This is a genomic window from Streptomyces griseobrunneus, from assembly GCF_046713465.1.
GTDB lineage: Bacteria > Actinomycetota > Actinomycetes > Streptomycetales > Streptomycetaceae > Streptomyces > Streptomyces microflavus.
Map to the genome: position 1 here is coordinate 1,913,927 of NZ_CP177080.1, position 16,001 is coordinate 1,929,927.

The window sequence follows — 16,001 nt, forward strand, 5'->3', positions numbered from 1 at the left end:
ATGAGCTCAGAAAGCACTCCCGCGCTCCTGAAGGGCGCGGCGGGCGTGGAGAGCACCGAATCCGGCGGCCCGGCTCCGGCCGGGCCGCCGGCCCGCTCCCCGCGCTCCCGCAGTACGGCCGCCTACCTCCGCTACGCGGCGGGCAAGCTGGCCGGGGCGGCCGTCTCCCTCTTCGCCGTCCTCGTCACCAGCTTCTTCCTCTTCCGGCTGATCCCCGGCGACCCGGTCAAGCAGATGACCGGCGGCCGCCAGGTGTCGACCGAACAGATCGCGGCGATGCGCCGTGAGTTCGGGCTCGACCTGCCGCTCTGGCAGCAGTTCACCCAGTACTGCGGCAAGGCCCTGACCGGCGACTTCGGTACGTCGTACCAGTTCCGGGCCCCCGTCATCGACAAGATCGGCGAGGCGCTGCCCGCCACCCTGCTGCTCACCGGCACGGCGTTCGTCATCTACACGCTGCTCGGCATCTGGCTCGGCGCCCGCTCCGCCTGGCGCAACGGCTCCGCCGGGGACCGGACCAACACCGCGTTCGCGCTGACGCTGTACTCGGTGCCCTCGTTCTGGCTCGGCCTGCTCCTCATCATCACCCTGTCGGTCGGCATCGGCCCGATCCCGGGGCTCTTCCCGACCGGCGGCATGGAGTCCGGCTCCACCACCGGCTTCGACCGCGTGCTCGACATCGCCCACCACATGGTGCTGCCCGTCATCACGCTCGTCGCCGTGGAGTACGCGCGCACCCTGCTGGTGATGCGCTCCTCGCTGCTGGACGAGATGGGCAGCGACTACCTGACCACCGCCCGCGCCAAGGGGCTGCGCGACGACCTCGTACGCCGGAAGCACGCCGTGCCGAACGCGATGCTGCCGACGGTGACGCTGCTCTTCGTGAATCTCGGTACGACGGTGGCGGGGGCGATCCTGGTGGAGACGGTGTTCTCCTGGCCGGGGCTCGGCGGCCTGTTCTACCAGGCACTGAGCGTGCCCGACCTGCCGTTGGTGCAGGCGCTGTTCTTCGTCTTCGCCTCCGCGGTGATCCTGATGAACACGCTGGCCGATGTGATCTATCCGCTGCTGGATCCCCGGGTGGGCCGATGACGACGTCGCTGGAGAAGTCCGACCCGCAGAAGCCGGACGACGGGAGCCTCCCGGGGAAACCCGGGACCGTACCGGGAGACAGCCCGCGCGCGCTCGCCCGGGCCCGGCGGCGGCAGGCCGCCCTCCGCTTCTGGCGGCAGTACCGCACACACCGGGCCGGTCTCGTCGGCCTCGCCGTGCTGGCGGTGATCGCCCTGCTCGCGCTGACCGCGCCCCTGCTGGTGGGGGCCGACTCGCAGAGCGTGACCAACGCCCCGGGCGGCCCGATGGAGGCGCCGAGCGGTGATTTCCCCCTCGGGACCGACCAGTTCGGGCGCAGCCTGCTCGCCCTGATGCTCTGGGGAACCCGGGTCTCGCTGACGGTCGGCCTGCTGGCCGCCTTCCTCTCCGTGGCGATCGGCACCCTCATCGGGATCACCGCGGGCCACTTCAAGGGCTGGTACGCCACCGTCATCATGCGGGTCACGGACTGGTTCCTGGTGATGCCGACCCTCGTTCTGGCCATCGCCCTGGCCACGGTCCTCTCCCGGTCGATCTGGACGACCATCCTGGCGATCGGCGTGACGACCTGGCCGACCACCGCCCGCCTGGTCCGCTCGCAGACGCTCTCCGTCGAGTCCCGCCCGTACATCGAGCGGTCCAGGGCGCTCGGCGGCGGACACCGGCACATCATGTCCCGCCATGTGCTGCCCAATGTGATGCCGCTGGTGCTCGCCCAGACCACGCTGGTGATCTCCACCGCCATCCTCACCGAAGCGACCCTCGCCTTCCTCGGGCTCAGCGATCCGACGATCGTGTCCTGGGGCGGGCTGCTCCAGGACGCCCGTGAGGCGGGGGCGGTCAGCTCCGGCAACTGGTGGTACCTCGCCCCGCCCGGACTCGCCATCGCCGTGGTCGCCCTCGCCTTCACGCTCTGCGGCCGCGCCATCGAATCCGTGCTCAACCCCAAGCTGGGGGTGTCCCGTTGACGGCAACAACCACCACCACGAACCCTGATCCTTCCGCCGCGCCCGACCTGTCGAAGCCCGTGGGCGACCCACCGCTCCTGGAGGTGCGGAACCTGACCGTGACGTACGGCGGTGGGGCCGGCGCCGTCCCCGCCGTACGGGGGGTCGATCTGCGGGTGGAGGCCGGGCAGAAGCTCGGCATCGCCGGAGAGTCCGGCTGCGGGAAGTCGACCCTCGCCCTCGCGCTGCTGCGGCTCCTGCCCGCATCGGCCGAGCTGACCGGCGAGATCCTGCTGGACGGCGAGGACATCCTGACCATGAAGTGGGGGCGGCTGCGGGCGGTCCGCTGGGCGGGCGCGTCCATCGTCTTCCAGGGTGCGATGCACTCGCTCAACGCGGTGCACCGGGTCGGGGACCAGATCGCCGAGCCGATCCTGCTGCACAGCAAGGCCACCCCGGCCGCCGCCCGCAAGCGCGCCGGGGAGCTGCTGGAACAGGTGGGGCTGCCCGCCGCCCGCGCCCTGGCGTACCCGCACGAGCTGTCCGGCGGCCAGCGGCAGCGCGTGATGATCGCGATGGCACTGGCCTGCGACCCGCGCCTGATCGTCGCGGACGAGCCGACGACGGCCCTGGACGTGATGATCCAGGCCCAGATCCTGCGGCTGATCGAACAACTGGTGGCCGACCAGGACGTCGGGCTCATCATGATCAGCCACGACCTGGCGGTGCTCGCGGACACCTGCGACCGGCTGTCGGTGATGTACGCAGGCCGGGTCGTCGAGGAGGGCCCCGCCCGGCAGGTGTACGCGGAGGCCCGCCACCCGTACGGCAAGGCGCTCTCCGCCGCCTTCCCGAAGATCGGGGACCTCGCCTCCCGGCGTGCCCCGCGCGGCCTGCCGGGCGACCCGCCGGACCCGGCGGCGCTGCCGGGCGGCTGTACGTTCCACCCTCGGTGCCCGGTGGCGCTGGACTCCTGCGCCAGGGAGGACCAGGAGCTGCGGGAGGCCGGGGGCGACCGACGGGCGGCCTGCGTGCTGGTGGACGCTCCCACTTCGGACCGATCGAGGAGCACCTCATGAGCACGGCCCCCCTCGTCAGCACCACGCCGCTCCTCAGCGCCGAGGCACTGGAGGTCGCCTTCCCCGGCCGGCGCGGGGCCGCCACCGCCCGTGCCGTCGACGGCGTCGATCTCGACATCCGGCCGGGCGAGATCGTCGCGCTGGTCGGTGAGTCGGGGTGCGGCAAGACGACGCTCGCCCGGTCGCTGCTCGGGCTGGTCCCGCCCACCGCGGGCCGGGTCACCTTCGGCGGTTCGCCGCTGGACTACTCGGGCCGGGCGCTCAAGGCGTACCGGAAGCGTGTGCAGCTGGTGCTCCAGGACCCCAGCGGCTCGCTCAACCCCCGGCACACGGTGTACGACGCGGTGGCCGAGGGGCTGCGCATCCACGGGTACGCGGGTGACGAGCGGGCGGCCGTCTCCGAGGCCCTGTCCCGGGCGGGGCTGCGGCCGCCGGAGCGGTTCTTCCTGCGCTACCCGCACGAGCTGTCGGGCGGTCAGCGCCAGCGCGTCGTGATCGCCGGGGCGCTGGTGCTGGAGCCGGAGCTGATCGTGGCCGACGAACCGGTGGCCTCGCTGGACGCCTCGGTACGGGGCGAGATCCTGGCCCTCCTGCTGCGCCTCCGGGACGAGCTGGGGCTCTCGGCGCTGGTCGTCACCCATGACCTCGGGCTCGCCTGGAACATCGCGGACCGGGTGGCGGTCATGTACCTCGGCCGGATCGTGGAGACGGGCCCGGTCGAGCAGTTGCTCACAGCTCCTCAGCACCCGTACACCCGGGCCCTGCTGTCGGTCCTCCCGGAGGCGGAGGGCGAGCCGGTCGTCCTGACCGGCGAGCCCCCGGACCCCTCGAAGGTCCCGTCCGGCTGCCGCTTCCACGTCCGCTGCCAGGTGCTGGCCTCGGGCGAGGCGGAGCGGGCCGGGGTGGCGGAGGCGTGCCGCACGGTGGATCTGCCGGTGCTGAGCGGCGGGGCCGACACCCAGGTGGCGTGCCACTGGGCGACGGCGTGCGGCGAGGGGGGCCCGGACGGGTCCGCCGGGGTGGCGACCTGAGGTCGGCGGTCTTCAGTGGGTCCGGTAGCGCGAGTAGATCAGTCCGCTGTCGAAGGCGCGTTCCTCGACCAGTTCGAGGTCGAGGCGCACGCCGTCGGGGAAGAACCGCTTGCCGCCGCCGACCACGCTCGTGGTGATGAACAGGTGGTACTCGTCCACCAGACCGGCCGCGATCGCCTGGGCCGCGAGGTTCGGGCCGTCGACGGTGAGGTCGTGATCGGCCTCGGCCTTGAGCCTGCGCACCGCGTCCGGGTCGAAGGTCCGCTCGATCCTGGTCTTCGCGCTGGACACCGAGTCGAGCGTCGTCGAGTACACGATCTTCTTCGCGGCCTGCCAGTCGCGGGCGTACTGGAGGATGTGCGGCGGCTGGCCGGGCTCGGTGTGCGCGGTCTCCCAGTAGACCATCGTCTCGTACATGCGCCGGCCGTAGAGATACGTGCCGACGGGACGGAAGAGGTCGTTGACGAAGGTGTGCACCTCCGGGTCCTCGGCCCCCGTGCCGAGGCCGCCCTCCGCCGCCTCGGCGTAGCCGTCGAGCGAGGTGATCATCGAGTAGATGAGCTTGGCCATGGGGTTCCTCCGGCTACGGGTGCGCTGGTCCGCGGGTGTCTCCGGTGTGCTGACCTCCGGACGGCCCGGAACTCATCGGTCCCGGTGGATCGCCCCCGTCAGCTCGCCCAGCGGCCGTCCCGTGCCGCCCCAGCGGTGCTGGATGATCTCGGCGGCGATGGAGACCGCCGTCTCCTCCGGCGTACGGGCTCCGAGGTCGAGGCCCACGGGTGAGGCGAGGCGTGCGAGTGCCGCCTCGTCCACTCCTGCCTCCCGCAGCCGGGCGAGCCGGTCGCTGTGGGTGCGGCGGCTGCCCATGACCCCGATGTACGCGGCGGGCGTGCGCAACGCGGCGACGAGCAGCGGCACATCGAACTTCGGGTCGTGGGTGAGGACGCAGATGACCGTACGGGCGTCGACCTCGGTCGCCTCCAGGTAGTCGTGCGGCCAGGCGCGGACCACCTCGTCGGCGGTGGGGAACCGTTCCCGGGTGGCGAATGCGGGGCGGGCGTCGCAGACGGTGACCCGGTAGCCGAGGAAGGAGCCGATGCGGGCGGTGGCAGCCGCGTGGTCGATGGCTCCGAAGACGATCATGCGGGGCGGTGGGGCGTAAGTCCGGACGAAGACGGCGACCTCCTGCATCCGGCGCTGCCCGTGCGCCCCGTACCGCTGGATACCGGTGAGGCCTTGGGCCAGCATCCCGCGGGCGTCGTCGGTGACGGCGGCGTCGAGCCCCTCCGTACCGAGAGTGCCGAGAGGGCCGAGCGTGCCGGGGCTGCTGGTGGGGCGCACGACCAGGCGGGCCCCGGTCTCCGCCGCGCCGGACAGGACGGTGGCCTCGGCGACGGGCAGGTCGGCGGCGATCAGGTCCAGCAGGGCTGCGAGATCCGCCAGCTCGGCCTCCGACGCATAAGCACGCACCAGCACCTCGATGGTCCCGCCGCACGTCAGCCCGACACCGAGCGCCTCGTCGTCGCTGATCCCGTACGACACCACGCGCGGCCCCGCCCCGGCGAGCACCTCGCGGGCGACCTCGTACACATCGCCCTCGACGCAGCCCCCGGAGACGCTGCCGAGCACGGTGCCCGCCGCGTCGACGGCCATGACGGCGCCCGGGTCGCGGGGCGCGCTGCCGTGCACGGCGACGACGGTCGCCAGGGCGAAGGGCGTACCGGCGGCGCAGCGGGCCTGGAGGTCGGGCAGGATGTCGCGCACCCTGCCAGCATCCGCCGCCCGGGGGCGGGGCGCACGGGGAGCGGGTACGTCAGTGGGTGCGGGGGTACGTCAGTGGTCGCGGTCGTACGCGGCGATCAGCTCGCTGCACCGCTTCACGTCGCCGGCCATCGCGACCAGGAGGTCGTCGATCGAGTCGAACTTCAGCATCCCGCGTACGTACGCGAGGAAGTCGACGGCCACGTGCAGCCCGTACAGGTCCAGGCCGACCCGGTCGATCGCGTACGCCTCGACCGTCCGCTCGGTGCCGTCGAACTGCGGGTTGGTGCCGACCGAGATCGCGGCGGGCATCGACTCGCCCGCCACCTCCAGCCAGCCCGCGTAGACGCCGTCGGCGGGGATCGCGGTGTGCGGGAGGGTCTCCACGTTGGCCGTGGGGAAGCCCAGCTCACGGCCGCGCTGCGCGCCGCGGACCACGATGCCCTCGACGCGGTGCGGGCGGCCGAGGATCTCGGCGGCCCCGGCGACATCGCCCTCGGAGACCAGCCGACGGGTGAGGGTGGAGGAGAACGGCTGGCCACCGCCCGCCGCACCGGTCACGAACAGGTCGATGACCTCGACGGTGTAGTCGAAGGTGGCACCCAGCTCGGTCAGCAGGGCGACGTTCCCCGCGGCCTTGTGGCCGAAGCGGAAGTTCGGGCCCTCGATGACGGCCTGCGCGTGCAGCTTGTCGACGAGGACCTTCACGATGAAGTCCGCCGGCGACAGCTTCGAGAACTCGGCGGTGAACGGCAGGATCAGCAGCGCGTCCACGCCCAGCTCCGCCATGAGTTCGGCGCGGCGGTGGTGCGGGGCGAGCAGCGGCGGATGGCTGCCGGGGCGGACGACCTCGCTGGGGTGCGGGTCGAAGGTGACGACGACGGACGGAACGCCCAGCTCACGGGCGCGCTCGACGGCCCGGCCGATGATCAGCTGGTGCCCGCGGTGCACGCCGTCGTAGGAGCCGATGGTGACGACGCTGCGCCCCCAGTCCTGGGGGATGTCCTCCAAGCCACGCCAGCGCTGCACTGTGACCGCTCCTCGCCCGAACCTGTGTACGTGTGTATGTCGATTACGCAGGTCTAAGACTGCCATGCCCACGCCCCGCCGCCTGCATCGGCATCGGCATCGCCTGACGTGATGTCTCCAACGCCTCCACCGTGCGCCGGGCGCTCGGGCCCACCACCGCCGCCCACTCCTGCGGGGCGTCGGCGAGCCACCGGATGACGAGGGCGGCGAATCCGGGCACGTCCCGGGCGAGTTCGACCAGCCGGCGGTCGAAGCGGGCGGCGCCCTCCGGGGTCCGGACGAGGAGCATGCCGGTGCGGTGGACGAGCGCGCGCGTACGGATCTCCGGGCGGCGGTGCGCCCCGCCCGCCGCGGCCTGGAGCAGGGCGTCCAGCACATCCGGGTCCCGTCCGGTGACCTGCTCGAACTCCAGCAGGACCTCCAGCAGCTCGGCCCGCAGCGGCCGGGAGGCGGTGGACCCGGCACCGGCGAGCACCCGGGCGAGGGCGGCGCGGACCGGTGGCGGGGCGGGGCGGTCCCGGAGCAGCCCGGTGACCAGCGGGAGCAGCAGGGCGCGGGCGGCGGGGCCGTGTTCGAGCCGGAGGTCGACGTACTCCGCCGCGTGCGTGCCGTCCTCGGGGTGGGCGTCGATGTACTCGCGTACGAGCCCGGCGACGTGCAGCGCGAGTGCGGGCGTGTCGAGCCCGGCCAGGGCCCGCAGCACCGCGCCGCCGCCGTCGCCGGGGCGGGCCAGCCGGGCGCGGAGGGCGGCGAGGACCGGCTCCGGGTGGGCCGGGAAGACCTCGGCGAGCAGCTCCACGGGGAGCCGGGGGTCGCCGTGCGCGAAGAGGCGCAGCGCCTGCGGGAGATGGCGGCCCCTGGTCTGCGGGTCCCGGACGAGGAAGGTGAGGGCGGCGGCGTGCAGCTCGGCGTCCTCGGGGCGGCCGAGCAGGGCGAGGGCGGCGGAGCGCAGCAGGGACCGGTCGCCCTCGGCGGTGACCCGCTCCTGGAGGAGTCCGCCGTACCGGGCGGCGGCCGAGCGGCGGGCCGGGCGGTCCTCGTCGCGGGCCCAGCGTTCGACGGCGCGGCAGAGCACGGTGGGCTCGTCCTCCGCGAGGGCGGCGAGCAGCTCACCGGCGCGCGTGTGCGGGGTGGCGATCAGCGCGTCGGTCAGGTCGTCGACGGCCAGGGCCCGGCGGGCGTAGAGCAGGGCCTGCGCGGCGGCGGCCACGGTGGGGCGCAGCTCCGTGTCCGGCTCGCCGGGGCCGGCCAGCAGGGGGCGCTCGTCGGTGAACCAGCGGCAGAGCAGGGGCTGTACGGCGGGGGCGTCGAGGGTGAGGCGGCGGGCCACGGCGTCGAGATACCGCTCGTCGCCGTCGGTACGCTCCACCCCGTCGGCGGGGACGAGGCGGCGCAGCAGGTCGATCCGGTCCTCCTCGGGCAGCCGGAGCCGCCGCCAGAACCAGGGCCCGAACTCCCCGTACGCCCCCGGGCCCGCCGGTCCGCCGGTGGCGGCCGAGCGGCGGGTGATACGTCCGGCGAGGACCCGCAGGACGCCCAGGTAGGGGCGGGCGTCGGGCACCCGGAGCAGGCTGCCGCCGAGGAGGTGGGCCGCCCACCAGGCGGCGTCCTCGTCACGGGGGCCCTCGTCGGTCCAGAGCCGGTCCAGCGCCTCGATCAGGTCGGCCATCCGGTGCGCGAGCGCGGAGGTGCCCTGGCGGCGGCCGAGGAGCACCATCGCCTGGATCACCGGCCCGATCCGGTGCCGGGGCACGGGCAGACTGCGCGGCTCCCCGGCGGCACGGGGCTGCGGCACCCGCTCCGGGTCACGGCTCCCCCGCCGCGGCACGGCCTGCGAGTCGCCGCTCCCCCCTTGCGGCACCCGCTCGCGCGCCCCGCTCCCCCGGTGCCAGCGGTGCACCAGGGAGCGCAGCGCAGCGTCCAGGTCCAGGTGGGCGCCCTGCACCCAGTCGCCCAACTCCTCGTGGGCGAAGCGGTATCCGGCCCCGGCGGGGACGAGGAGCCCCTCGGTCAGGACGGCCGAGGCCCACCCCGTCCGCCAGGGGAAGATCTCCTCGAACGCCTCCCGGTCCAGCTCCCCCTGGCCCGGGCCCAGACAGCGCCTGGCCGCCTCATGGACCTGGCCCGCCACCCGGGCGGCCAGTCTGCGTACGGCGGTGCCACGGGGCTGCTCGTCGGCGGCGGCCGCGATCCGGACCGCGACGCGCACGCACAGGAGGTCCAGGTGGGCGCCGAAGACGTCCTCGGTGTCGGGGCGGCCCGGGACGCCGGGCGGCAGGGCCTCGCGGACCTCGGCGAGGAGCCGCAGGGTGAGCGGGTGCCGGTCGTGGCCGGGGGCGAGGGCGTGGGGCGGGATACCGAGCCGCTCCTTGGCCTGTTCGGCCTGGTCGGGGGTGAGGTCGGCCAGGCGCAGGGACGGGGGCAGCCTGCGGGCGGGGCGCCGGGGGCGGTGCAGGGCGCCGGGCGGGTAGAGGTCCCCGGCGGTCTCCCAGTGCTCGGGGCGGCAGGCGACGACGAGCCGCACGCCGTTCTCCCGCAGCCAGCCGGCGGTGGACGCGGTCCACTCCGGGAGCCGGTGGGCCAGCAGCGGCGGCATCTCCTCGGGGCCGTCCAGGACCACGAGGAGCGGGTGGCCCGAGTCGGCGGCGAGGCGGGCGATCCGTTCCGCGGTGGCCGTCGCCATGTCGCCGCGGGCCCCGGCGGCGGAGACGATCCGGGCGGAGCGGGACAGCGTACGGTCGGCCGCGTCCACGATCGAGGTGTCGTCGGCGAGCAGGTCGGCGCCGCGCAGCCAGAGTGTGGGGGCGGGCGCCCCGCCGTCGGCCCGGCGGGCGGCGAGGGCGGCGAGCTCGGTGGTGCGGCCGGTGCCGGGGGCGCCGACGAGGCCCAGGACCGTGCCCGTACCGGCTTCGAAGGCGGCGAACTCCGCGCTCACGTCGTCCCGCTCGACCGGTGCGGTGCGGGCCTTGGGCCCGTCCGCCGAGCCGACGGAGGTGGCGGTGATCTGGAGGGCCCCGGCGAGGTTGAGGTCGGGGCCGTAGCCGGGGGCGGCGGTGGCGTTGCGCGCCAGGAGGGCGTCGAGGGCGGTGTCGGCGCCGCGCGGGATCGGCAGGGCCAGCCCGGCGGCCTCGTACGGGGTGGTGAGGGCGGTGCACAGGAGGCCGAGGACCGCGCCCGTGGCCGGGTCGCTGACCGGTCCCCCGATCGCCGCGCCGCCGGAGCGCAGGGCGTCGCGCCCGTCGGTGCCGAGGGCCAGCTCCAGGGCGGCCGGGACCGGGTGGCCGCCGTCCGGGGCGGTGCAGGTGGCGGGGGCCGTGCCGAGGACCCGGGCCTCGCGGCGGCCGTGGGCGGCGATCACGACGTAACTGCCGGGCTCGATCCGCTCCCGCACGGCGATGGGCAGCGGCTCCACGTCGAGGGTCTCGGAGCCGCCCGTACGCAGGAGGGCGAGGCCGAGGGCGGGCAGCGCGGTGATGTCCTCGGGGCCGACGGAGCAGGTGCGGCCGGCGGTGCCGTGGAGGAGGAGCGGGCCGGGGGCGGTGACAGCCTGATGGGCGGTGACGACCGTGCCGCGGTCGTCCGCGACGAATCCCGTCCCCCGCGGCCGGCCGGCCTGATCGCAGATTCTTACCAGCTTCGACCGGTCCCCACTGCCCATGGTCCGACGTTAGGCCGCCGGTGATCTCCAGGAGTAGCGCGGACGGGAAAAGCGCCCCCCGCGCCCCCGGTATTCACTCCGAGCGCCCGGCCGATGGGGTGAATAGGCGTGTCCCGGCGGAGCAGAGATGGTCCCGGGGGGAATGTGGAGCGGGCACCGGGTGGGGGGTGGTGCTCGCTCCACACACACCGTGCGGGACGGCTCAGGCGAAGACGGCGAGGCTCTTGGCCTTGCCCTTCTCCTCCTCCACGAGCACGAGGAACGCCCCGTCGGGACCGAAGACCGCGACCGGTCCCTGCGGATACGCGGGCATGTCCAGCCGTACGCCGTTGAGGAGCAGCTTGGCGCGCTTCTCGTCGACGTCCCAGCGGGGGAAGGCGGAGGCGGCAGCGTCGGCGACCGGCATCACCGTCAGCTCCTCCTGGTGCTGGTCGAGCGTGCGGGCGGCGTCCAGTCCGTAAGGGCCGACCCGGGTGCGGCGCAGCGCCGTGAGGTGGCCGCCGACGCCGAGCCCGGCACCGAGGTCGCGGGCGAGGGCGCGGATGTACGTCCCCGAGGAGCAGACGACGGAGACGACCAGGTCCACGACGGGGGTGCCGTCCTCGGCGACGGCCTCGCGGACGTCGTGGACGCGGAAGGAGGAGACGGTCACCGGGCGGGCCGGGATCTCGAACTCCTCGCCGCCGCGCACCCGCGCGTAGGACCGCTTGCCGTCGATCTTGATGGCGCTGACCTTGGACGGGACCTGCATGATCCGGCCGGTCAGTGCGGCCACCCCGGCGTCGATGCCCTCGCGGGTCACGCCGGAAGCGTCGGTGGACGAGGTGATCTCGCCCTCGGCGTCGTCGGTGACGGTGTCCTGGCCGAGCCGGATGGTGCCCAGGTACTCCTTCTCGGTCAGCGCGAGGTGGCCGAGGAGCTTGGTGGCCCGCTGGACGCCGAGGACGAGGACCCCGGTCGCCATCGGGTCGAGGGTCCCGGCGTGGCCGACGCGGCGGGTGCGGGCGATGCCGCGCATCTTGGCCACGACGTCGTGCGAAGTGAAGCCGGACGGCTTGTCGACGATGACAAGGCCGTCCGGCGTGGTGGTCTGCTCGGTCATGCGGAGGCCGGGCCCTCGTTCTTCTCGGAGGGGCCGTCCTTCTCGGAGGGGGCGTCGGCTTCCTCGTCCTCGTCCTCGGGCTTGCGGTACGGGTCGGCGTCGCCGGCGTACTTCGCGCCCGTGGAGACCTCGCGCACCTCCGCGTCCTTGGCCCGCGCCTTGTCGAGGAGGTCCTCGATGGTGCGGGCGTTGTCCGGGAGGGCGTCCGGGACGAAGGCCAGGCTCGGCGTGAACCGGACCCCGGTCTGCCGGCCGACCTCGGTACGGAGGACGCCCTTGGCGCTCTCCAGCGCCGCGGCGGAGGCCGCGCGCTCCTCGTCGTCGCCGTAGACCGTGTAGAAGACCGTGGCCTCCCGCAGGTCGCCCGTGACCCGGGCGTCCGTGATCGTCACGAATCCCAGCCGCGGATCCTTGATTCGCCGGTCCAGGGTCTCCGCGACCACGACCTGGATGCGATCGGCCAGCTTGCGGGCCCGCGCGTTGTCGGTCACCGGTCCGTCACTCTTCCTTCTGATTTCGCTTGGCTGTCAGTCTTCGTCACTGTGCAGCCGCCGTCTCACCGACAGCAGCTCCACCTCGGGGCGCGCGGCCACCAGCCGCTCGCACCCGTCCAGCACGTCCGTCAGGTGTCCGGTGTCACCGGAGACCACGGCGAGGCCGATCTCGGCCCTGCGGTGGAGATCCTGTCCGCCGGTCTCCGCCGCACTCACCGCGTACTTGCGCTGGAGTTCGGCGACGATCGGACGGACGACGGAGCGTTTCTCCTTCAACGACCGTACGTCGCCGAGGAGCAGATCGAAGGACAGGGTCCCCACATACATGTGTGTCCGGATGTCCCGCCGGTTCGGGTTCGTGCCCCGCCAGAACTTGGCGGGGACATCAGAACCGTACCGGAACGGCCGGGGCCGATCGACGGAAATACGACCCGTCGACCGGCCCCGATCGTGCTGGCGGGGTTCCGGGGGCGAACCCCCGGGACCCTGCCGAATCCTTGCGGATCAGCCTCGCGGCTTCTCGCGCATCTCGTACGTCGCGATGACGTCGTCGATCTTGATGTCGTTGAAGTTTCCGAGGTTGATACCGCCCTCGTAGCCTTCGCGGATCTCGGTGACGTCGTCCTTGAAGCGGCGCAGACCGGAGATGTTGAGGCTCTCCGCGATGACCTTGCCATCGCGCAGCAGGCGCGCCTTGGTGTTGCGCTTGACCTCGCCGGAGCGGACCAGCACACCGGCGATGTTGCCCAGCTTGGACGAGCGGAAGATCTCGCGGATCTCCGCCGTACCGAGCTCGACCTCTTCGTACTCCGGCTTGAGCATGCCCTTGAGGGCCGCTTCGATCTCTTCGATCGCCTGGTAGATGACCGAGTAGTACCGGACGTCCACACCTTCGCGCTCGGCCATCTGCTCGGCACGCCCTGCGGCGCGCACGTTGAAGCCGATCACGATGGCGTCGGAACCCGTCGCCAGGTTGATGTCCGACTCGGTGACCGCACCCACACCGCGGTGCAGGATCCGGATGTCGACCTCTTCGCCGACGTCGAGCTGGAGCAGCGAGGACTCGAGAGCCTCCACCGAACCGGACGCGTCGCCCTTGATGATGAGGTTGAGTTCCTGGACCAGACCGGCCTTGAGCGCCTCGTCCAGGTTCTCCAGGGAGAACCGGACGCCCTTGCGGGCGAAGTTGGCGTTGCGCTCACGGGCGGCACGCTTCTCGGCGATCTGACGGGCCGTACGGTCCTCGTCGACCACCAGGAGGTTGTCGCCGGCGCCCGGGACGTTGGTGAGACCGAGCACCAGGACGGGGGTCGAGGGACCCGCTTCCTGCACGTTCTGACCGTTGTCGTCGAGCATGGCGCGCACGCGGCCGTAGGCGTCGCCCACGACCACCGTGTCACCGATGCGCAGCGTTCCGCGCTGGACCAGGACGGTCGAGACAGCACCGCGACCGCGGTCGAGGTGGGACTCGATCGCAATACCCTGCGCGTCCTGCTCCGGGTTGGCCCGCAGGTCGAGCGAGGCGTCGGCGGTGAGGACGACGGCCTCCAGGAGCGCCTCGATGTTGAGGCCCTGCTTGGCGGAGATGTCGACGAACATCGTGTCGCCGCCGTACTCCTCGGCCACCAGACCGAACTCGGTGAGCTGACCGCGCACCTTGGTCGGGTCGGCACCCTCGACGTCGATCTTGTTGACCGCGACCACGATCGGCACATCGGCCGCCTTGGCGTGGTTCAGCGCCTCGATCGTCTGGGGCATCACACCGTCGTTCGCCGCCACCACGAGGATCGCGATGTCGGTGGACTTCGCACCACGTGCACGCATGGCGGTGAACGCCTCGTGACCCGGGGTGTCGATAAAGGTGATCTTGCGGTCCTCACCGTTGACCTCGGAGGAGACCTGGTACGCACCGATGTGCTGCGTGATGCCGCCGGCCTCGCCCGCAATGACGTTCGTCTTGCGGATCGCGTCCAGCAGTCGGGTCTTACCGTGGTCGACGTGACCCATGACGGTCACGACCGGCGGACGGGAGACCAGGGCCTCTTCGCCGCCCTCGTCCTCGCCGAACTCGATGTCGAAGGACTCGAGCAGCTCGCGGTCCTCCTCCTCGGGGCTGACGATCTCGAGGACGAAGTTCATCTCGTCCGCGAGCATCCTCAGCGTCTCGTCGGGAACGGACTGCGTCGCCGTGACCATCTCGCCGAGGTTCATCATCACGCCGACGAGCGACGCCGGGTTCGCGTTGATCTTCTCCGCGAAGTCCGTGAGGGAAGCACCGCGGGACAGCCGCACAGCCTGCCCGTTGCCGCGGGGCAGCATGACGCCGCCCACCGACGGGGCCTGCATGGACTCGTACTCCTGGCGCCTCTGCCGCTTCGACTTGCGACCACGACGCGCCGGACCGCCGGGACGGCCGAACGCACCCTGTGTGCCACCACGGCCACCGGGACCACCCGGACGACCGCCGAAGCCGGGACGACCGCCGAAGCCGCCGCCACCACCGGGACGACCGGCACCGCCGCCGCCACCACCGGGACCTGCCGGACGGCCTGCGAAGCCGCCGCCACCGCCACCGGGACGACCGGCGAAACCGCCGCCGCCGCCACCGGGACGACCGGCACCGGCGCCGCCGCCACCGGGGCGACCGCCGCCACCGGCACCGGGACCACGGCCACCGCCGGGGCCACCGCCGGGACGCGGGCCCGCAGCGGGACGCTGCGGCATCATGCCCGGGTTCGGACGGTTACCGGCGGGACCGCCGCCGGGACGCGGAGCCTGCGGGCGGGGCATGCCGCCCGGAGCCGGACGGGCACCGCCCTGACCCTGACCACCCTGCGGACGCGGGGCGCCGCCGGGGCCACTGCCCTGGGGACGCGGGGCGCCGGGGCGCTCCGAGCCGCCACCGGGGCGCGGGGCACCGCCGGGACGGGGCGCCGAGGGGCGCGCCATGCCGGTGGAACCGCCGGAGGTGAAGGGGTTGTTGCCCGGACGGGGACCGGCCGGACGGGTACCGCCGGGGCGCGGGGCGCCCTGGCCCGCGGGGCGTGCGGGGCGGTCTCCGCCACGCTCGCCGCCACGGCCGCCGTCACGCTGGCCGCCCTCGCGGGCTCCACCGTCACGCTGGCCGGCGTCGCGCTGACCGCCGGCCGGAGCCGGACGGGCCGGACGCGGTCCGGGAGTGGCACCCGCGGGACGCGGGGCCTGGGGCTGCTGGGGGGCGGCCGGCTGAGCCGGAGCCGGAGCCGAGAACTCGGCGGCCGGGACCGGGGTCACCGGGGCCGCCTTCGGCGCGGGCTTCGGACCCGGACGGGGGCCCGCCGACGGAGCCGAAGGCTCTGCCGGGGCGCTGCTCTCCGGGGCCTCGGACGTGGCCGGCTTGGCAGCCGGGACGCCGGGCTTCGGGGCAGCGGGACGTGCCGCGGCGGCCGGGGAGGGCGCTGCGGGCTTTGCGGGCGTCGCCTTGCGGGGCGCGCCAGGCTTGGCAGCGGACTTGCCGGCGTTGCCACCGGGCCCCTGCAGTGCATCGGTCAACTTACGTACAACCGGCGCCTCGATCGTCGAGGACGCCGAACGGACGAATTCACCGAGTTCTTGGAGCTTGGCCATGACGACCTTGCTCTCTACGCCGAACTCCTTGGCGAGTTCGTATACCCGGACCTTAGCCACTTCGCTCCTTTTAGGTCCGGGTTACCGCCGGACCGTCGCTACTTCATGGGCGTACTCATCGCGTACTCATCGAGTGCTCATCGCAATCTCGACCTACTTCCAACTCGCGAGGTACCTGACCGCACGGGGTCCCGTGCCGTTC

Annotated in this window: 12 protein-coding genes; 4 read left to right on the plus strand and 8 right to left on the minus strand. The window is 73.4% G+C overall.

Annotated features, from left to right (window positions below):
• From ACK8N7_RS08280 to ACK8N7_RS08295, 4 genes are read left to right on the plus strand one after another with little or no spacing between them, the layout of a single operon-like run.
• Positions 1 to 1,092, plus strand: coding sequence for an ABC transporter permease (locus tag ACK8N7_RS08280; protein ID WP_099130008.1), 1,092 nt, complete (start codon positions 1 to 3; stop codon positions 1,090 to 1,092).
• Positions 1,089 to 2,060 (plus strand): ABC transporter permease, encoded by a 972-nt coding sequence (locus tag ACK8N7_RS08285; RefSeq protein ID WP_403215227.1) that lies wholly within the window; start codon positions 1,089 to 1,091, stop codon positions 2,058 to 2,060. The genes ACK8N7_RS08280 and ACK8N7_RS08285 overlap by 4 nt, the downstream gene beginning before the upstream one ends.
• Positions 2,057 to 3,118: an ABC transporter ATP-binding protein gene (locus tag ACK8N7_RS08290; protein WP_500441713.1), complete on the plus strand. Its 1,062-nt coding sequence runs from the start codon at positions 2,057 to 2,059 to the stop codon at positions 3,116 to 3,118. Before ACK8N7_RS08285 ends, ACK8N7_RS08290 begins: the two co-directional genes overlap by 4 nt.
• Positions 3,115 to 4,149, plus strand: coding sequence for an oligopeptide/dipeptide ABC transporter ATP-binding protein (locus ACK8N7_RS08295; RefSeq protein WP_500441715.1), 1,035 nt, complete (start codon positions 3,115 to 3,117; stop codon positions 4,147 to 4,149). Before ACK8N7_RS08290 ends, ACK8N7_RS08295 begins: the two co-directional genes overlap by 4 nt.
• Before the next feature lie 12 nt (positions 4,150 to 4,161).
• Here the strand turns inward: ACK8N7_RS08295 and ACK8N7_RS08300 are convergent, their stop codons facing one another.
• The 8 genes from ACK8N7_RS08300 to infB form a co-directional block, all read right to left on the minus strand.
• Positions 4,162 to 4,719 (minus strand): dihydrofolate reductase family protein, encoded by a 558-nt coding sequence (locus ACK8N7_RS08300; protein ID WP_500441716.1) that lies wholly within the window; start codon positions 4,717 to 4,719, stop codon positions 4,162 to 4,164.
• Between the two features lie 72 nt (positions 4,720 to 4,791).
• Positions 4,792 to 5,913 (minus strand): XdhC family protein, encoded by a 1,122-nt coding sequence (locus ACK8N7_RS08305; RefSeq protein WP_500441718.1) that lies wholly within the window; start codon positions 5,911 to 5,913, stop codon positions 4,792 to 4,794.
• 69 nt (positions 5,914 to 5,982) lie between these two features.
• Positions 5,983 to 6,939, minus strand: coding sequence for a bifunctional riboflavin kinase/FAD synthetase (locus ACK8N7_RS08310; protein WP_403215216.1), 957 nt, complete (start codon positions 6,937 to 6,939; stop codon positions 5,983 to 5,985).
• A 43-nt stretch (positions 6,940 to 6,982) separates the two neighbouring features.
• On the minus strand, positions 6,983 to 10,597 hold the full coding sequence (locus ACK8N7_RS08315; protein WP_500441720.1) for a trypsin-like peptidase domain-containing protein: 3,615 nt from the start codon (positions 10,595 to 10,597) through the stop codon (positions 6,983 to 6,985).
• Positions 10,598 to 10,799: 202 nt separating this feature from the next.
• A complete protein-coding gene (truB, locus tag ACK8N7_RS08320; RefSeq protein ID WP_403215212.1) occupies positions 10,800 to 11,699 on the minus strand; it encodes a tRNA pseudouridine(55) synthase TruB in 900 nt (299 codons plus the stop codon).
• Complete coding sequence (gene rbfA / locus ACK8N7_RS08325; protein WP_403215210.1) at positions 11,696 to 12,190, minus strand: 30S ribosome-binding factor RbfA; 495 nt, start codon at positions 12,188 to 12,190, stop codon at positions 11,696 to 11,698. Before rbfA ends, truB begins: the two co-directional genes overlap by 4 nt.
• Positions 12,191 to 12,226: 36 nt before the next feature.
• Complete coding sequence (locus tag ACK8N7_RS08330; RefSeq protein ID WP_403215208.1) at positions 12,227 to 12,520, minus strand: DUF503 domain-containing protein; 294 nt, start codon at positions 12,518 to 12,520, stop codon at positions 12,227 to 12,229.
• Between the two features lie 177 nt (positions 12,521 to 12,697).
• A complete protein-coding gene (gene infB, locus ACK8N7_RS08335; RefSeq protein ID WP_403215206.1) occupies positions 12,698 to 15,859 on the minus strand; it encodes a translation initiation factor IF-2 in 3,162 nt (1,053 codons plus the stop codon).
• Positions 15,860 to 16,001: the final 142 nt, after the last annotated feature.